The organism is Rhodoferax sp. UBA5149, assembly GCF_002413825.1.
Lineage (GTDB): Bacteria > Pseudomonadota > Gammaproteobacteria > Burkholderiales > Burkholderiaceae_C > Rhodoferax.
The window spans coordinates 1-16,499 of sequence record NZ_DHXT01000104.1 but is presented as its reverse complement, the minus strand read 5'-3'; the positions used below and the strand labels follow the sequence as shown (position 1 = coordinate 16,499).

General features: G+C 56.2%; 16 protein-coding genes. 6 read left to right on the top strand and 10 right to left on the bottom strand.

The window, feature by feature from the left end; all coding sequences use genetic code 11:
- The 4 genes from B3V69_RS09560 to pstS form a co-directional block, all read right to left on the bottom strand.
- The coding region (locus B3V69_RS09560) for a phosphate ABC transporter ATP-binding protein (RefSeq protein ID WP_296445979.1) at positions 1-560 on the bottom strand (560 nt) is incomplete at its 3' end.
- 36 nt (positions 561-596) lie between these two features.
- Positions 597-1,481, bottom strand: a complete 885-nt coding sequence (gene pstA / locus B3V69_RS09555; RefSeq protein ID WP_296445977.1) for a phosphate ABC transporter permease PstA — start codon at positions 1,479-1,481, stop codon at positions 597-599.
- Complete coding sequence (gene pstC, locus B3V69_RS09550; RefSeq protein WP_414707499.1) at positions 1,478-2,509, bottom strand: phosphate ABC transporter permease PstC; 1,032 nt, start codon at positions 2,507-2,509, stop codon at positions 1,478-1,480. The genes pstA and pstC overlap by 4 nt, the downstream gene beginning before the upstream one ends.
- 41 nt (positions 2,510-2,550) lie before the next feature.
- A complete protein-coding gene (gene pstS / locus B3V69_RS09545) occupies positions 2,551-3,594 on the bottom strand; it encodes a phosphate ABC transporter substrate-binding protein PstS (RefSeq protein ID WP_296445973.1) in 1,044 nt (347 codons plus the stop codon).
- A gap of 160 nt (positions 3,595-3,754) precedes the next feature.
- Here pstS and B3V69_RS09540 point away from each other — a divergent pair, with 160 nt between their 5' ends.
- On the top strand, positions 3,755-4,237 hold the full coding sequence (locus B3V69_RS09540; protein ID WP_296445971.1) for a fasciclin domain-containing protein: 483 nt from the start codon (positions 3,755-3,757) through the stop codon (positions 4,235-4,237).
- On the top strand, positions 4,234-5,382 hold the full coding sequence (locus B3V69_RS09535) for an ABC transporter substrate-binding protein (protein WP_296445969.1): 1,149 nt from the start codon (positions 4,234-4,236) through the stop codon (positions 5,380-5,382). Before B3V69_RS09540 ends, B3V69_RS09535 begins: the two co-directional genes overlap by 4 nt.
- 19 nt (positions 5,383-5,401) lie before the next feature.
- On the opposite strand, the gene B3V69_RS09530 is transcribed toward B3V69_RS09535, so the two are convergent.
- The 4 genes from B3V69_RS09530 to B3V69_RS09515 form a co-directional block, all read right to left on the bottom strand.
- Entirely contained in the window at positions 5,402-6,289 is an 888-nt protein-coding gene (locus B3V69_RS09530) for a patatin-like phospholipase family protein (protein ID WP_414707501.1), read from the bottom strand.
- 52 nt (positions 6,290-6,341) lie between these two features.
- Positions 6,342-8,669 (bottom strand): ATP-dependent Clp protease ATP-binding subunit ClpA, encoded by a 2,328-nt coding sequence (gene clpA / locus B3V69_RS09525; protein WP_296445968.1) that lies wholly within the window; start codon positions 8,667-8,669, stop codon positions 6,342-6,344.
- Between the two features lie 81 nt (positions 8,670-8,750).
- Positions 8,751-9,113: an ATP-dependent Clp protease adapter ClpS gene (gene clpS, locus B3V69_RS09520; RefSeq protein WP_296445966.1), complete on the bottom strand. Its 363-nt coding sequence runs from the start codon at positions 9,111-9,113 to the stop codon at positions 8,751-8,753.
- A 664-nt stretch (positions 9,114-9,777) separates the two neighbouring features.
- On the bottom strand, positions 9,778-10,074 hold the full coding sequence (locus B3V69_RS09515) for a hypothetical protein (RefSeq protein ID WP_296445964.1): 297 nt from the start codon (positions 10,072-10,074) through the stop codon (positions 9,778-9,780).
- A gap of 1,006 nt (positions 10,075-11,080) precedes the next feature.
- Here B3V69_RS09515 and B3V69_RS09510 point away from each other — a divergent pair.
- Positions 11,081-11,239 (top strand): hypothetical protein, encoded by a 159-nt coding sequence (locus B3V69_RS09510; RefSeq protein WP_296445962.1) that lies wholly within the window; start codon positions 11,081-11,083, stop codon positions 11,237-11,239.
- 56 nt (positions 11,240-11,295) lie between these two features.
- On the opposite strand, the gene B3V69_RS09505 is transcribed toward B3V69_RS09510, so the two are convergent.
- Together B3V69_RS09505 and B3V69_RS09500 are read right to left on the bottom strand one after the other, a co-directional pair.
- Entirely contained in the window at positions 11,296-11,598 is a 303-nt protein-coding gene (locus B3V69_RS09505; RefSeq protein ID WP_296445960.1) for a hypothetical protein, read from the bottom strand.
- Positions 11,595-12,641, bottom strand: coding sequence for a PRTRC system protein D (locus tag B3V69_RS09500; protein WP_296445958.1), 1,047 nt, complete (start codon positions 12,639-12,641; stop codon positions 11,595-11,597). Before B3V69_RS09500 ends, B3V69_RS09505 begins: the two co-directional genes overlap by 4 nt.
- Before the next feature lie 1,222 nt (positions 12,642-13,863).
- Here B3V69_RS09500 and B3V69_RS09495 point away from each other — a divergent pair.
- The 3 genes from B3V69_RS09495 (at position 13,864) to B3V69_RS09485 (ending at position 16,460) form a co-directional block, all read left to right on the top strand.
- Positions 13,864-14,979, top strand: a complete 1,116-nt coding sequence (locus B3V69_RS09495; RefSeq protein ID WP_349679207.1) for a phage integrase N-terminal domain-containing protein — start codon at positions 13,864-13,866, stop codon at positions 14,977-14,979.
- 150 nt (positions 14,980-15,129) lie between these two features.
- Positions 15,130-15,501: a tautomerase family protein gene (locus B3V69_RS09490; RefSeq protein ID WP_296445956.1), complete on the top strand. Its 372-nt coding sequence runs from the start codon at positions 15,130-15,132 to the stop codon at positions 15,499-15,501.
- Positions 15,502-15,509: 8 nt separating this feature from the next.
- Positions 15,510-16,460, top strand: coding sequence for a 3-keto-5-aminohexanoate cleavage protein (locus B3V69_RS09485; RefSeq protein WP_296445997.1), 951 nt, complete (start codon positions 15,510-15,512; stop codon positions 16,458-16,460).
- The last annotated feature ends 39 nt before the right edge of the window (positions 16,461-16,499 follow it).

Here is a 16,499-nt window from a genome sequence, read left to right as displayed (position 1 = left end):
TCCAGCGCCGAGCAGGGCTCGTCCAGCAGCAAAACCTCTGGCTTGATGGCGATGCCACGCGCGATACACAGGCGTTGTTGCTGCCCCCCCGAGAGGCTGGAACCGCTCTGGGTCAGCTTGTCTTTGACTTCCGTCCACAACGCAGCCTTGCGCAAGGCCCACTCGACGCGCTCTTCCATGTCCGTGGTGTTGAGCGACTCGAACAGTTTCACGCCAAAAGCAATGTTGTCATAGATCGACATAGGGAACGGCGTTGGCTTTTGGAAGACCATGCCGACCTTGGCACGCAACAGCGCGACGTCTTTTTTGCTGGTCAGCAAATTTTCACCATCCAGCATAATTTCGCCGACCGCGCGCTGCTCCGGATACAACTCGAACATGCGATTGAAAACGCGCAACAGGGTCGATTTGCCGCAGCCTGACGGACCGATGAAAGCCGTCACTTTGTTCTCCGGGATCTCCAGGTTGATGTCTTTGAGGGCGTGGAATTTACCGTAATAGAAATCAAGGTTCTTGACCGAAATTTTCGTTTTCTCACGCGTGAGGGTTGCCGTATTCATATTTAGCCTTTTCTCGTAGCTTTAGCAGCGATTTGCTCAGGACTTGCTTCGGGTTAAAACCCTGGCCAAAATGTTGAGACCCAGAACCGCGACCGTGATGATGAACACACCCGCCCAGGCCAGTTTTTGCCAATTTTCATACGGGCTCATGGCGAATTTGAAAATCGTGACCGGCAAACTGGCTATCGGCGTACTCAGGCTGGAGGTCCAGAACTGATTGCTCAGTGCGGTAAACAACAGAGGCGCGGTTTCACCCGCAATGCGGGCCACCGCCAGCAGGATGCCGGTGACCACACCCGAACGTGCGGATCTCAAGGTGATGCTCAAAATGACCCGCCATTTCGGGGCACCCAGCGCATACGCGGCCTCACGCAAACCGGGCGGCACCAGTTGCAGCATGTTTTCAGTGGTGCGAATCACCACCGGAATGACAATCAGGGCCAACGCCATGACACCGGCGTAGCCAGAGAACGATTTGAAGCGCGTGACAATCACGGCATACACAAACAGCCCGATCACGATGGACGGGGCCGACAGCAAGATGTCGTTGACAAATCGCGTCACCTGAGCGAGCCAGCCCTTGGTATCAAACTCGGCCAGGTAAATACCGGCCAGGACGCCGACGGGTGTTCCCACGAACGTTGCCAGCAACACCATCAAAAACGAGCCGTAGATGGCGTTGGCCAGTCCGCCTGCATCGTTCGGCGGAGGCGTCATCTGGGTCAGGGTATCGAGGTTCAGCCCGCCCACCCCCATACGAATGGTTTCAAACAAAATCCAGAACAACCAGAATAAGCCAAAGGCCATCGCCATCAAGGACAGCGTCAGCGCCACGCGATTGACAAACTTGCGTTGCGCATACCGGGCTTGCCGAACCTGGTCAAGAGCTCTCGACTGCAGCAAAAGTTCACCCGTCGTCATGTCTTGGCCCCTTCGTTCTTTTTAAGCTGTGACAGCAATATTTTGGACAGGGTCAGCACCACAAAGGTGATAAAAAACAAGACCAAACCGAGGTACATCAGCGACGCCTGGTGCAGGCCTTCGCCGGCTTCCGCGAACTCATTGGCCAGTGCCGAAGTGATGCTGTTGGCCGCCTGAAACAGGCTCAGCGAATCCAGCTGATTGAAGTTGCCAATGACAAAGGTGACCGCCATGGTCTCCCCGATGGCACGACCTAGCCCCAACATGATGCCGCCGATGACGCCAGCCTTGGTGTAAGGCAGCACGACTTTGGAGACAACTTCCCACGTGGTGGCGCCCAGTCCGTAGGCGGACTCCTTGAGCAGGGTCGGTGTGACCTCAAACACGTCGCGCATCACCGCCGCGATGAAGGGAATGATCATGATGGCCAGAATAATGCCGGCTGACAAAATGCCAATGCCCACTGGCGGTCCGGAAAAAAAGGCGCCCATGTAAGGTACGCCAGAAAACACGGCTTGCAAGGGTTGCTGCACGTAGGTCGCCAGCACCGGGCTGAACACCAGCAAGCCCCACATGCCATACACAATGGACGGAATCGCCGCCAGCAATTCAATGGCGGTACCGAGCGGGCGCTTGAGCCAGGCCGGCGCGAGTTCGGTCAGGAACAGGGCGATGCCGAAACTGACCGGCACGGCGATCAGCAGCGCGATGAACGAGGTCATCAAGGTGCCGTAAATCATCACCAGGCCACCGAACTCCTCCTTGACCGGGTCCCAGGTGGTGCTGGTCAGAAAGCCCAGGCCATACCGGTCGATGGCAGGCCAGGCGCTGATGGTCAGCGACACCAGAATGGCAATCAGCATGCCCAAAGTGAATAAGGCCGCCGCTTTGGCCAGCCAGCCAAAGATGCGGTCCGCCATGGGGCCCGAGAGGGCCATTTTTGGCGCAGTAGGAAGGCTCATGACACGTCCGGCGGTTGGTTCAAACTGATGAAGAGAGATTTCACGTGCCGGAAGTGTAGATGACATGCTCCAGTCCCCAAAGTGCCAGGGTACGCGTCAGCGCTGTTTTACTTGAACGCGACCGCTTTGCCAGACGCGTCCTTGATCTCACCCCAGGCTTTTTCGATGCTTGTGACCACCGACTTGGGCATGGGCACATAGTCCAGATCAAGCGCTTGCTTGTCGCCGTTTTTATAGGCCCAGGCGAAGAACTTTAGCGTTTCGGTTGCATTGGCTGGCTTGTCCTGCAGTTTGTGCATCAGGATGAAAGTGGCGCCCGAGATGGGCCATGCGTCTTTGCCCGGCTGGTCGGTCAGAAGCTGATAGAAGCTCTTGCTCCAGTCAGCGCCGGCCGCTGCGGCCTTGAAGGCAACGTCATTGGGCTGAACAAAGTGGCCCGTTGAATTTTGCATCAACGCATAAGTCATCTTGTTTTGCTTGACGTAAGCGTACTCAACGTAACCAATCGAGTTCGGCAGACGCCCGAGAAAGGCGGCCACGCCTTCGTTGCCCTTGCCGCCCGCACCTACCGGCCAGTTCACCGCCGTGCCTTCGCCGACCTTGGCTTTCCACTCGGCATTGACCTTGCTCAGGTAATTTGTGAAGATGAACGTGGTGCCCGACCCATCAGCGCGGCGCACCGGTGCAATGGCAGCGTCGGGCAAGGGCAGGCCCGGGTTCAGCGCCTTGATCGCGGCGTCGTTCCACTTGGTGATTTTGCCCAGATAAATGTCGGCCAGCACTTGGCCGTTGAGTTTCATCTGACCGGGGTTGATGCCCTTGATGTTGACCACAGGAATCACGCCACCAATGACGGTGGGAAACTGCATCTCGCCTTTTTTGGTAAGTTCTGCGTCGGGCAGCGGCATGTCGGAGGCACCAAAGTCCACCGTCTTGGCGTCGATCTGCTTGATGCCGGCACCGGAGCCGACCGACTGGTAATTGATCTTGACCCCGGTGGCCTTGTTGTAATCGGCGGCCCACTTGGCATACAAAGGTGCCGGGAACGAGGCGCCAGCGCCGGTGATTTCCTGCGCACCGGCCAGGTTGACGTAGGACATGGAGGCAACGCCGGCCATGCTGATCAGGGCGATTTTGAAACTGGTTTTCATCGAAATACCTTTTAAGTTGAATGAATGATGACATCGAGACACAGGCTGAATATAAGAAGCTTATGTGACAGTGATGTGACATTTTCCAACCATCAAACAGTCACACGGATGTCATATGACGAAATTACGCTAAGACCGTCATTTACCAGGAGAAATTTCCATGCTGAATCGCCGACTTTTGAGTCTGGCCCTTGTTGCCGTTGCCATAGCTGGCTGTGCGACCGTTCCCACTCCTGTCTCCGTTACAGAAACCATTGCCCATAACCCATCGCTGAGCACTCTCAATGGCTTGAACGCCCAGGCTGGTCTGTCTGCCACCCTTCAAGGCGCCGGCCCTTTCACGGTCTTCGCGCCGAGCAATGACGCATTCAAATTGCTGCCTGCCAATACCATGGACGACTTGGCAAAGCACCCTGAAAAGCTTAAGAATGTTCTGGCCTTCCACATCGTTACGGAAAAGCTAATGGCCGCGCAAGTCAAAAACAGTTCCGCAAAAACACTGAATGGTGCAAATGTAGCCCTGTCCAAGGCCGGCGACTTTGTCACCATTGAAGAAGCCATGGTTCAACAGGCAGATATTCAGGCGAGCAATGGCGTCATCCACATCATTGACAGCGTACTGATTTCTCCTCATAAAAAATGATAATTCACCCCTCAACATGGAGCCGCCGCAGCGTGCTGCGCGGCACGATAGGTCTGGCCGCGTGCGTCACGGCGCCAGTTTGGGCCCAGCCCGGCAAGTCATCGGGCACCGCGCGCGCGCTGGTGGTTGCCCAGATCGTGGACATCACAGCCAGTCAGCTGGATGTCTCCAGAGACTTCCTGATCGGATCCCGAGCTGCCTGGCAGGACATCAACGCCAAAGGCGGCATCAATGGACACCCCGTCCATCATTTACCGCTGGAGGTCGACGGCAGCGCCGGTAGCCTGCGTGCGGCCCTGGATTCGATCAAAAAAATTCCCAACTGCGTGGCTCTGTCCGGCACAGCCGGTGACCGCGCCGCCAGTCAACTGGTCGCCTTGTTGCGACAAGACCAGCACGATATTGCCCATGTTGCCCCGTGGCTGCAAAACGCCGATTTGGATGGAGATAACCGCACATTCCCGATTTTTGCATCCCGTCAGGACCAAATAGCGCAAGCCCTGAAATCACTGTCCATCATGAGCGTGCCAGAACTGGGCGCCGTCTACGCGTCTGAACAGGAATACGCGCTGTACCGCGACGAAGTGGAGCGCGCGAGCACCGTCTTGAAAATCAAACTGAAGTCTTACAAGCCGACGGGCAATCTAACGCGGTTGGGCAAAAGCCTGACGCCTGACACCCCCCGGATCCTGCTATTTGTAGGCGGTACACCGGAGCTTGCGCAGTTTACACAGGGCTTTGACCGGCAGGGCCAGCAGCGCTACGTCGTTGCCATGGCCGATGTGAACCTGCAGACCATGATGCAAATGGGGGCCGCGCGCCATACGCCCGTCATGGCCACACAGGTTGTCCCCATGGTTAACTCCACATTGGCCGTCGTCAGGGCCTATCGCGAGACACTGGCCCGCCTCTTTGATGAACCACCAACACCTCAAAGTCTGGCCGGCTACATCGCCGCACGCTATACCAGCGACGTATTGAACACGGTGGAAGGCACGCTAACACGGCAGAGTACCTTGCTGACATTCCAGCAGCGTCAGACGGTCGACGTGGGCGGGTTTCACGTCCGCTTCAATGCGCAAAAACGAAGTGGATCGTACGTCACACAAAGCATGATCACCCCCGACGGTCGCCTTGTGGGCTGAAACTTCAAGCAGATCAGGGCTACGGGCGTTTTTCCCCATTCATTGCCGCCCTTAGTTGAGGCAACAGTGCCTGCATGGCCACCCGACCCGCTTGAATAGCGCGGCGACGTGCACCAAAGTCCGAGCTCGCCACATCAATCAGTGACGGACGCACCACCACATCGGCTTCACGTAGCTCAAAGCTATTGATGCTCTTGACCATGATGGAAAAGGTTTGCAACAGAATTTCCAAAGTGTCGCTTGCGGCATTGCCTTCCGGCGCACTGGAAATATCGACGGCGATGATCAGTTCCGCACCCATTTGACGGGCGTATCGCACCGGCACCGGCGACACCAGCCCGCCATCCACGTACTCGTGACCCGCTATTTTGACGGGCTGAAACAGGGCTGGAACGGCGCTCGATGCACGCACCGCCGTGGCCGTGTCTCCGCGCTGAAACAGCACGCCCTTCCCGCTATTGAGATCGGTCGCCACAATGCCCAATGGCAAAGACATGTTTTCAATCAGACGACCATTGACCTGCGCACTCACGTAGCGCGCCAACGCCTCGCCGCGCAACATGCCACGACTGAAAATAGGCAGGGTCCAGTCGGCAAAAGTGGCCTCTTCCATGCGCTCGGCAACTTGCTGCAACTGGACCCCGGTCTTGCCACTGGCATAGAAGGCAGCAACCAAGCTGCCGGCGGAGGTACCCACCACAAGGCTGGGGCGAACCCCCGCCTCTTCCAGCACCTGAATCACCCCGATATGCGCAAAACCACGGGCAGCGCCACCGCCCAGAACCAAACCGATTTTCGGAGGTTTTTTGGGTATGACCTGAGCCGCCGACGGAACATCAGGCGGCATTGTTGGCACGGGCACCGGCACGGACGCGCACCCAACCAGACAGATCGCCACCAGCATCATGGACAGGTGCTTGGAATTCAAATGTGAAATCCCTCCGCGCCTGATTTTCGTCCTAGCCTGCGGTCGCCTCTTGCGCTTCGGGTTTGGACTTGCCCTCTTTCTTGGGTAAGGGTTGAATATCCAGCAAGACCTCGGTCTTGCTTTCGTCCTTGTCGTCCAGGTCCACCGTCAGGCGACCACCATCGGTCAGGCGACCAAAGAGTAGCTCGTCGGCCAGCGCACGGCGAATCGTGTCTTGAATCAGGCGCTGCATCGGACGCGCTCCCATCAGTGGATCGAAACCCTTCTTGGCCAGGTGTTTGCGCAGTTTGTCGGTGAAGGTGACGTCAACCTTCTTGTCGGCCAACTGGGCTTCCAACTGCAGCAGGAACTTGTCGACCACCCGCATGATGACAACTTCGTCCAGCGCCTTGAAGCTGACGACAGCATCGAGCCGGTTACGGAACTCGGGCGTGAATAAACGTTTGATATCGGCCATCTCATCACCCGCTTCGCGGATATTGGTGAACCCCATGACCGTCTTGTTCATGGACTCGGCGCCGGCGTTGGTCGTCATGATGATGATGACGTTGCGGAAGTCGGCCTTACGTCCATTGTTGTCAGTCAACGTGCCATGGTCCATCACCTGAAGAAGCACATTGAAGATCGCAGGATGCGCCTTCTCGATCTCGTCGAGCAACAGCACGCAATGCGGCTTCTTGGTGATGGCCTCTGTCAGCAGCCCGCCTTGATCAAACCCCACATAGCCGGGAGGTGCGCCAATCAAACGGCTCACCGCATGCTGTTCCATGTACTCGCTCATGTCGAAGCGAATCAGGTCAATGCCCATGATGTAGGCCAGTTGCTTGGCTGCTTCCGTCTTGCCGACCCCCGTGGGGCCGCTGAACAGGAAAGAGCCAATCGGCTTGTCACCCTTGCCAAGGCCCGAGCGCGCCATCTTCACGGCCGACGCCAGCATGTCAATGGCCTTATCCTGTCCGAATACCACATTTTTGAGGTCCCGCTCCAGCGTCTTGAGCTTGCCGCGGTCGTCATTGGACACATTGGCGGGGGGAATGCGGGCGATCTTCGCCACAATTTCCTCCACCTCGGTCTTGCTGATGATTTTCTTGCGTTTGGAGGGCGGCAGAATGCGTTGTGCCGCACCCGCCTCGTCAATCACGTCAATCGCCTTGTCCGGCAAATGCCGGTCGTTGATGTACTTCGCGCTCAGCTCGGCGGCAGCCTGCAACGCAGCCACTGCGTACTTGACGTTGTGATGTTCTTCGAAGCGGGACTTGAGGCCTTTGAGAATTTCCACAGTCTGTTCGACGGTGGGCTCGACCACATCGATTTTCTGGAAACGGCGGGACAGCGCCGCGTCCTTCTCAAAAATGCCACGGTACTCGGTAAAGGTGGTCGCTCCAATGCATTTGAGCGCACCTGAACTCAGTCCCGGCTTGAGCAGGTTCGATGCATCCAGCGTGCCGCCAGAGGCTGCACCAGCGCCAATCAGGGTGTGAATTTCATCAATAAACAAGATGGCATTCGGTCTGTCCTTCAAGGACTTCAACACGCCTTTGAGTCGCTGCTCAAAGTCGCCCCGGTATTTGGTGCCCGCCAGCAGAGCGCCCATATCGAGTGAATAGACGATTGATTCGGCCAGAATTTCAGGCACATCCTTCTGCGTAATACGCCAAGCCAAACCTTCGGCGATGGCCGTTTTACCCACACCAGCCTCACCGACCAGCAGGGGGTTGTTTTTTCGACGGCGACACAAAATCTGAATCACACGCTCAACCTCATACTCACGCCCGATCAGTGGATCAATTTTGCCGTCCTTGGCCAACTGATTAAGGTTCTGGGTGTACTGCTCAAGCGGCGACGCCTTCTCATTTTTTTCAGCCACACCTTCTTCACTCTCGGCCTGGCTCTCGCCCGATTTGGACGGCTCCGGCGGATCGCTTTTCTTGATGCCGTGTGCAATGAAGTTCACCACATCCAGCCGGGTCACACCCTGCTGATGCAGGTAATACACCGCGTGGGAGTCTTTCTCGCCAAATATGGCCACCAGCACGTTGGCCCCGGTGACTTCTTTCTTGCCGCTGCCGGTGGACTGCACATGCATGATGGCGCGTTGAATCACGCGCTGAAAGCCCAAGGTGGGCTGCGTGTCCACATCATCTGAACCGGCAACCTGAGGGGTGTTGTCCTTGATGAAGTTGGACAGGGATTTTCGCAAGTCGTCAATATTGGCGGAACAAGCCCGCAGCACTTCAGCCGCGCTGGGGTTGTCCAGCAGGGCGAGCAGCAAATGCTCCACGGTAATGAACTCATGACGCTGCTGGCGCGCCTCGACAAACGCCATATGAAGGCTGACTTCCAATTCTTGGGCAATCATGTGATTTCCTTTCTAGCCTTACTTTGATGTTTAACTGTAATCCGATTTCGATACATATTCCGTACAGATGCGATCATCTGGCTAGAAATCAACGGGCTCACTAACGCACTTCAACGGGTGCCCAGCCTTGTTCGCCGCCTCCAGGACCTGGTCCACCTTGGTGGCCGCCACATCCCTGGAATAAACCCCGCAAACGCCTTTCCCGTCCAGGTGGATCTTGAGCATGATTTGCGTTGCCGCCTCAAGATCCTTGCCAAAAAATTCCTGGATCACCACCACCACAAATTCCATCGGCGTGTAATCGTCATTGAGCATGACGACCTGGTACATCTGCGGCGGCTGGACCTTCTGTGTTCGCCTCTCAAGCACAACGGAACCACCGTCATCTTGGTCAGGTTGACGGACCGGAGGAACTGGTGGAATTACGGGAGATTTGGTTGCCATGCTTTCATTCTATCGAGCGTACCGAAGCACTGCAGCGTCAACTGGAATTGGTGACAGTTTTACTACATTCAAGCGACGCAAACAAAAAAACCGCTCAAAGCCAGCAAGCCAGAGCGGTTCGGGATTCAGTGAGGCCAGACCTCACCGACAGCAGTCAGACTGCAATTACATGTTGTCGATCATTACATGTAAATCAGGCTGTAGCCCACGCCAGTCAATGTGTCTGTGTTTTGAACGCGCCCGACTTCCTCACAATTGCCCTAACTTCAGGACAGTGCCGTGCGCGTCGCCCATAGCCCATACGGCCATAGCTCCGAAGAGCCACAATTACTCTAACACGGACAAAGCGCTGTCAACCCCTTGCGTCAAACTTGCAATTATCGAAATCAAGAAGCCCGACTCGGAGTTGATGACGAGAGCAAGTTAACGCGAAGATATTCATGGGTCTTCGGAAGAGCTGGGGGGGGGAACTGTAACGGATCCACGGTGTTGTGGAAAATCGATTGCCGAACAGCGATTAGGCTTTGGAGCCTCGGACTGTCGCCACCGTCGAGAGTTCGGGCTTCACTCAAAGTCCAGCAGGAATCGACGACCTGCCATTTTTGAGATTTAGACTATGAATCTAGTAAAAAGGCTCGTTTAGAGCCAGCTTTCTTCAATCTGCTTAGGGTACTGCTACCACTGCTACTGCGCCAACACAAATCGCGTGCATCGTATCGAAGAATGCTGCTGCGAAACTGTCTGACTTGTTAATTTTAGAGATCATAGGCGTACCTTCCTTTTCTACTCCCGAAGGAGTGGCTGCGAGCGTTGTAAAAATGACTTTTAAGAATCCCAAAAGAAACGATACAAGCATCCACAGGATTAGTGAAGCCGCAGCAGCGGGATTTGAACCCATGCTGGCACCCATTACCCTAAACAGACTAGCTATCATTTTACTGGAATTGATAGAAAAAATCAACGGGTTTCGTTACTGTATTTAGGTACGGTACCTGACTTCACATGCCACACGTCAGCACGCGGCCTAGCGGCCTTTTTCGTGGATACCGGCAGCACCTGGTAACGCCGCTTGCCCGATCCCTCTTTCGAATTGCACAAATGTCCGCATCTGGCCGCTGCACGAGTCTTTAACAAGCGCACACTCGTCGATAGCCGTGCAAACTGCTCACGTCGGTGGCACCTCGATCCAGTCTCAGCAGTCCTGAGCTGGCGCAAGCACAGCCATCAATAGCCTTACCAGCAGTGGCATTGGTTGCGACAAAAACATTGGTGCCAGGTGGTCTGCGAATACAGGTGCATCCAGTCAACCAAATCGGAAATGTACCTCGCTGCGATCTGTTCGTGCGGCTCGTTGAGCGGATCACACCCAAGGCAAATCGCATGACTGAACGAACGCACATTTCCGACACACGCCCGGTGAACAGGTGGACTGAGGCTCAACCTTCCCAGCAAACAGTTTCCCCCGCCTTATCGCCAAAAAAATTACATCAGCATGCGATATCAGTCTCACTTGGTGACAACCCGTTCGAAGACCATCTGGCCGCTCAGTCACAATATAGGCGTAATCCGCGACAGCATCTCCCGTGTGCACCATCAAGGTCACGCGCTGCGCCGACAATTCAATGACATCCGACTGATACGTCCGATTCGTCTCCCTGGTTTTCAACTCAACCAGCACCAACACACCTGCCGCATTGCGATAAACCCTATCCACCCTGGCAGAAATTGACACTGGCCCGGTGGATTGGAACAAGCGCTCCGCATAGACCAGACAGGCGCTTCTCAATTCCGGCGGCAACCTTGCCCGGCGTGGATCTGACCTGCTGCGCCACCACCAAAGGACGAGCGCGAGCGCGCCCACGCCAATAACGGCTGCAGAGTCAATTCTCATGACCCGGCTTCCTGACTTGAAACCACTTCGCGACACACAAAGCTAGCCAGCGCCCAAATATCAGGAAAACAACGAAATGACGCCACTGGCGGGGCAATTCCATGTGCCGTTCCCGGTAAAAGCGCGCGTGCGCCCGTCGTCCGCGCTTGGTTGCCTGCTGCTGTTCAACGGTTCGCCGCTTGCCATAGCGATGTTCAAACACCACCAGCCGTTCGCACACGCCCATCTGCGCTAGTTCTGACGCGCTGACTGATGCCCTCCGGCGTCCATACCTTTTTGCCGACACCATGATCAGTCCTCCCCATCGACCATTGGCGCATCGAACGCCTGGACGACATGCCCTGCAACGGCCGGATTGACCTTCGAGGGCGCCTGTAACGCCGATGCAGCCGATTGGGATAACGCTCCCGCCGCCGGTACCAGCATCCAGTTCTGCGCCAACAACCCCTCATGAGCCAGAAAGCGCAAGCGGTTCACCCGCTTCGTCCCCTTGTTAAACCGAATCAGGTCGTCGTAAAGGCGCGGGTTATCCTCCCGCGTCATCTCAAACAGCAGACGCACCGGCTCGGTGTTTGTTTCTTGGTCCCGGCTCATGCGCCCTCTCCTTCCAACCGTGCTACGCGTATTAGTCGTGACGATGCCTCCATCACAGTGGCTGCGTAATTCGTGCCGGCGATCTGGTAGCCCCGCAGATTCGAGAACATCGGCTCCTTGACTTCCAGAATCTGGTGCGTCGCGAACGCCTCCTTCACCGCCTTTTTAAATAAAAAAGCACCACCGCCCACCAGAATAACGTGCTGGACGTCGTAAAACTCACCGATACGGCGCATCATCGCCCCCACGGCCTGCTTGGTGACGCTTTCAACCACCGGTTTCATGCGCGCCAGACTGTAGGTCCGCTGGAAGATCGCCAGGTTTTTGTTGGTACGCAGCGCCAGATCGATGGCGTCCAACTGGTTGTAAGGTCGGCCAATTTCCGCGCTGATGTCATCCGCGATCACCTGCAGGATGTCGGACACCCCGCGGTTGACCGAATGGCTGCGCTTATGCGACAACTTCATACCCCGCGCCACCAGCCAGTCGAAGGTACGCGAGCCTGGATCAATCACCAGGCTATGCTCGCTCTCCATTGCTACCACCTTGTCGTGCTGCGAGGCGTAGTCAATCAGTGCCCCATTGGGCTGGGCCATGGCCAGCGCCTTGCGCACCAGCACGGTCTTGCCATTGCCCACGTCGTGGGTGCCAGTCATCAATTTCTCCAACGCTGCCTTCTTCAGGGCAAACATGGCCACCGGCAACCCCACCACCAGCAGGTCAATGGTGTCAACCTTCATCATGCGAAGTGCGCCACGTGCCAGGGCCAAGTATTCGGGGGTGTCAATAAAGTTGTCGTGGATCTGCGTGGCGCGAAAAGCGTCGGCGGCCAGCATCACGTCCGGCCCCACCTCGTAGAACATGCCGCCAATCGGGATGGCGACGGTTTTGCGCCGATCTGCGCCCAGGGTGGCCGATGGGTCGCGCGGAAAGGGATAAGCCAGTGACGGGAAACTGGCGCAGCGGATGTCGTCACCGGAGATACCCGCGACGTACTTGGTGTTGCCGTAGCCAACGTCTACGGCTCGAATGATCAATTCCATGAGAGGACTCCAAATCAGGGTTGCAGAGCGATCAGCATCGGTGGCCCGCTACCATCCATCCACGCAGAAGTCCCCTTCAAAACGCCCAATTTCGGGATCAGGTCTGGCCTGAGTCCCAATGCAACCTTGTCAGGTCGCACTGAAACGAGACCGAATTCATCGAACGTGCGGAAAGCCCTGCGTGTCGAACCACGGTCTCACGGCAAACCGAGCTGTCAAGGATGTGATTTGCGAGGATCACGCTGGTTTGTGCTATTTCTGCGGCCCGGGCCTGCGAACCGGTCACCAACCCGGTCAAGGTCCCGTCCGGGACCAGAGGCAGCAATTTCCCTTGTCAAGCCCGCATGCCGCCTCACTTTCAATCCCTTCGGGACAATAAACTCGGCTCACGGGCACATCCCGGTCGTTCAATCGCCACCCAAAACCACCGTGAAATCGACACCATTTCCGGCACGCCTGCTTGACTCATCCTCTGGCTCGGCGTCAACTACAGGTTCCCGAGGGCCGTCCTGGCCCTGCTCCATCGAGGAGCGCAAGGCGTCGCAGTCGTTACCTGCCCCAAACTCCGGTCCTTGAACCGGAATTAGCTATTGCCCCCTGAGGTGATGGCCTCGTGGTTTTTTCGTAGTGCAACCCCTTGTGGCTTTGCCAGCACTTTTCGCTGGGCGTTCCCTGAAACGCGCCACGGTTTTCGAGCACCCGGTCGGCACCCGATGCCGCACCCCTGTTCCCGCCATCCTTTGAGCACGCGTTTTACGCAGCGCGCGGTTGTGTTTGCCTCTTTAGGCTCCCCGCGCGTTCCCGCTCACAAACTCGGCACCGCCCTGGACTTTCGGTCAGGGGTGGACCCATGCGAGTGGATGGCGCTACGAATCCAGAACTGATCCATCAGTACGTGCAAGGCCTGACCTTGTCACGGATGCCCTTTGCCGCCCTTGAGGTGGGTGGGCATCACCAACCCCATGGTTGTAGAAATGCACAGGTGGGACGGATCACATGTTTCATTTTTAAGGAAGACCGAGCTGGCCAGCGCAGAAGCGCTGGCTGGCAAAACCTTGGGTAGGTGCCGCACATCGGTGGTCGGGTGCGGCGCCCAAGTTTTGACCACTGACCTGCTGGGCGACGGAATCCGCCCGACAGGCGACCCCCTTGGGATTCCACGCAATTTTCAATACCGGCTGGCCGTTCGGGCGGCGAGCGGTCGACCCTGGAATACAACGCCATGAAAAACAGACCTTCTTTTGAAACTTCTCTTCGCCGACCTCAAGGCTCGGTAAGTCCTGGCCGCATGGCAGCCAGTCAACCCGTGCGCCGCCTACAGTGGGCCGGCAAGACCACCGAAGAAATTCTCGCGGGTTATCAGCCTGGCAAGGCACCACCACTCAAAGTGCTGGAGGTACTGCTGGAACTCTTCAACACCTTGCACACCTCGCTGGAGAAAACCGTTTCCCACAAAACACGCCACGAGCGCGCCCAGTTCTTGCGGCGGTTCTTCCGCGACCTCAAAGCCAAGGCGGGGTTCAACACGATTCCCGATCCGCGCAACCTGGGACAGAAACACATTCACGCCATGGTGCAGGTGTGGCAGCGGGAACATCTGGCACCAGCAACGATTCAGACTTACCTCAGTTTCCTGCGGGGCTTAAGCATGTGGATGGGCAAGCATGGCTTTGTGCGTGGGCCAGCGCATTACGGCCTGAGCTTGGAAGAATACCAGCGGCATGAATATGCGCAGCGGGACAAGAGCTGGTCTGCCGCCGGAATTGATATTGAGGAACTCATTGAGCGGGTCTGCGCCTACGACCGGTATGTCGGCGCTTCGCTGCGGTTGATCAATGCCATGGGGCTGCGGCGAAAGGAGTCCATCCAATTCCGGCCCTTTGAGCACGTCTTGCCTTTCAGCGAAACGGGTTTGCCCCTTGATCGCAAGACAGCGGATCGGTATGTGAGGATCAAGGGCAAGGGCGGAAGGGTGCGTTTTGTCCCGTTGGACAGCCCTGCCAGATTGGCGGCGGTCGATCTCGCCCAAGGTCTTGTGTGCAACCAGGATGCCTATTTGGGAGACCCAGTCAATGACCTGAAAAAGAATCTGCGGCGCTTTGACTATGTGCTGGAGAAATTTGGAATTACGTTTCGGGAACTGGGTGTCACGGCGCACGGCCTGCGCCATGAGGCGCTGATTGAGCATTTTGAGGCGTTGACGGGGCAACCACCGCCGGTGCGAAGTAGTGGGGACTTGCCGTCAGTGGTTGACCAGGCGGCGCGGCAAGCGGTGGCCGAACTGGCTGGCCATTCGAGAGTCAGATCGGCTGGCGTTTATTTAGGTCCACAAAGATGAGCTGAGATGGGAAGTTTGTGACGCAATGATGAGCTTAGCAAGCAGGGAAAACGATGGCGTTTTCATGCAACCGGAGGCATTTCTGTGCAAGTGTTTTTTCTTGCATTCGACCAAACTGCCAGTCTTCTTTAACTGACTGGAGAACAACTAATGCCCATCATCGCAATTGAAAATCGTGAAGGAATTTCGCCAAAACTAAAAGCGGAAATTGCCAAAGAAATGACTGCGGCAGTGCACGAGATCATCCTGTCGCCAAATGATCTGATTAGCGTCATTTTTCATGACCTGCCCGCGTACAACACGTACAGGTCTGGCGAGCCCACTACCGAAACGCTAATTTTTTGCCATATTCGACTGGGACGTACAGATCAAGCGGTGCTGAATTTGGCCAAAGCCATGAGCCGCATATGGAGTCAAAAAACCAAGGTTCCGGAGAGTGAAATCGAAGTGGCCGTGGCATCGTACCCAGCCAAGCATGTGGTTCGAGGCGGTGCGCGCCTTGAAGAGCCGCCAATCGTTTGAATAAAAACATGGTTCGCAAAGTTATTGTGACCTGCGCGGTGACGGGGGCCATTCACACCCCGTCCATGTCTCCGTATCTGCCTATTACGGAGAAAGAAATTGCTGACGCAGCAGTTGAAGCGGCCCAAGCTGGAGCTTCCATCATCCACTTGCATGCACGAGACCCAAAGACAGGTCGGCCAGATCAATCACCGGAACGATTCGCCCCCATTTTGAGCAGTATTAGTGAGCGAAGTGACGCGGTATTGAACATAACTACCGGTGGTTCGCCAAGCATGACGCTTGATGAGCGCCTCCAACCGGCATTGATCTATGCACCAGAAGTTGCATCGTTGAATATGGGGTCAATGAATTTTGGAGCGTTCCAAGGTGTTGAGCGAATCCAAAACTATAAGCATGACTGGGAGCGAGCGCACCTTGAAGGCACCCGATCTGGAGTGTTTCGCAACACCTTTTCTGACATCGAGGGAATTCTGAGGCGTTGCGGCGATCAGGGTACTCGCTTTGAATACGAGTGCTACGACGTGGGGCATCTGTATACGCTTGCACATTTCCTGGATCGCCAGTTAGCTAAGCCTCCCCTGTTTATACAGACCATATTTGGTGTGCTTGGCGGCATAGGCAACCATCCAGAGGACGTAATCAACATGCGTCGAACGGCTGACCGATTGTTCGGAAATGACTATGTTTGGTCTGTACTTGGCGTAGGTCGTGCGCAACTCCCAATTGCGAGCATGGCCATAGCAGCAGGTGGAAATTTGCGCGTGGGATTGGAGGACTCGCTATGGCTTCGCCCAGGCCAAATGGCGAAGAGCAGCGCAGAGCAGGTCATCGCTGCATGCACAGTCATTGGAGCGTTGGGGCTTGAGGTTGCAAGTCCGACTCAGGCAAGGGAAATGCTGGGACTCAATAGCCAGAACCGAATTACTCCAAGTCGCGTTGCCCAGGCACTGTCGTGAATCTAAATAGGAAATAAGGAGCTTCGTTGAATCCACTGT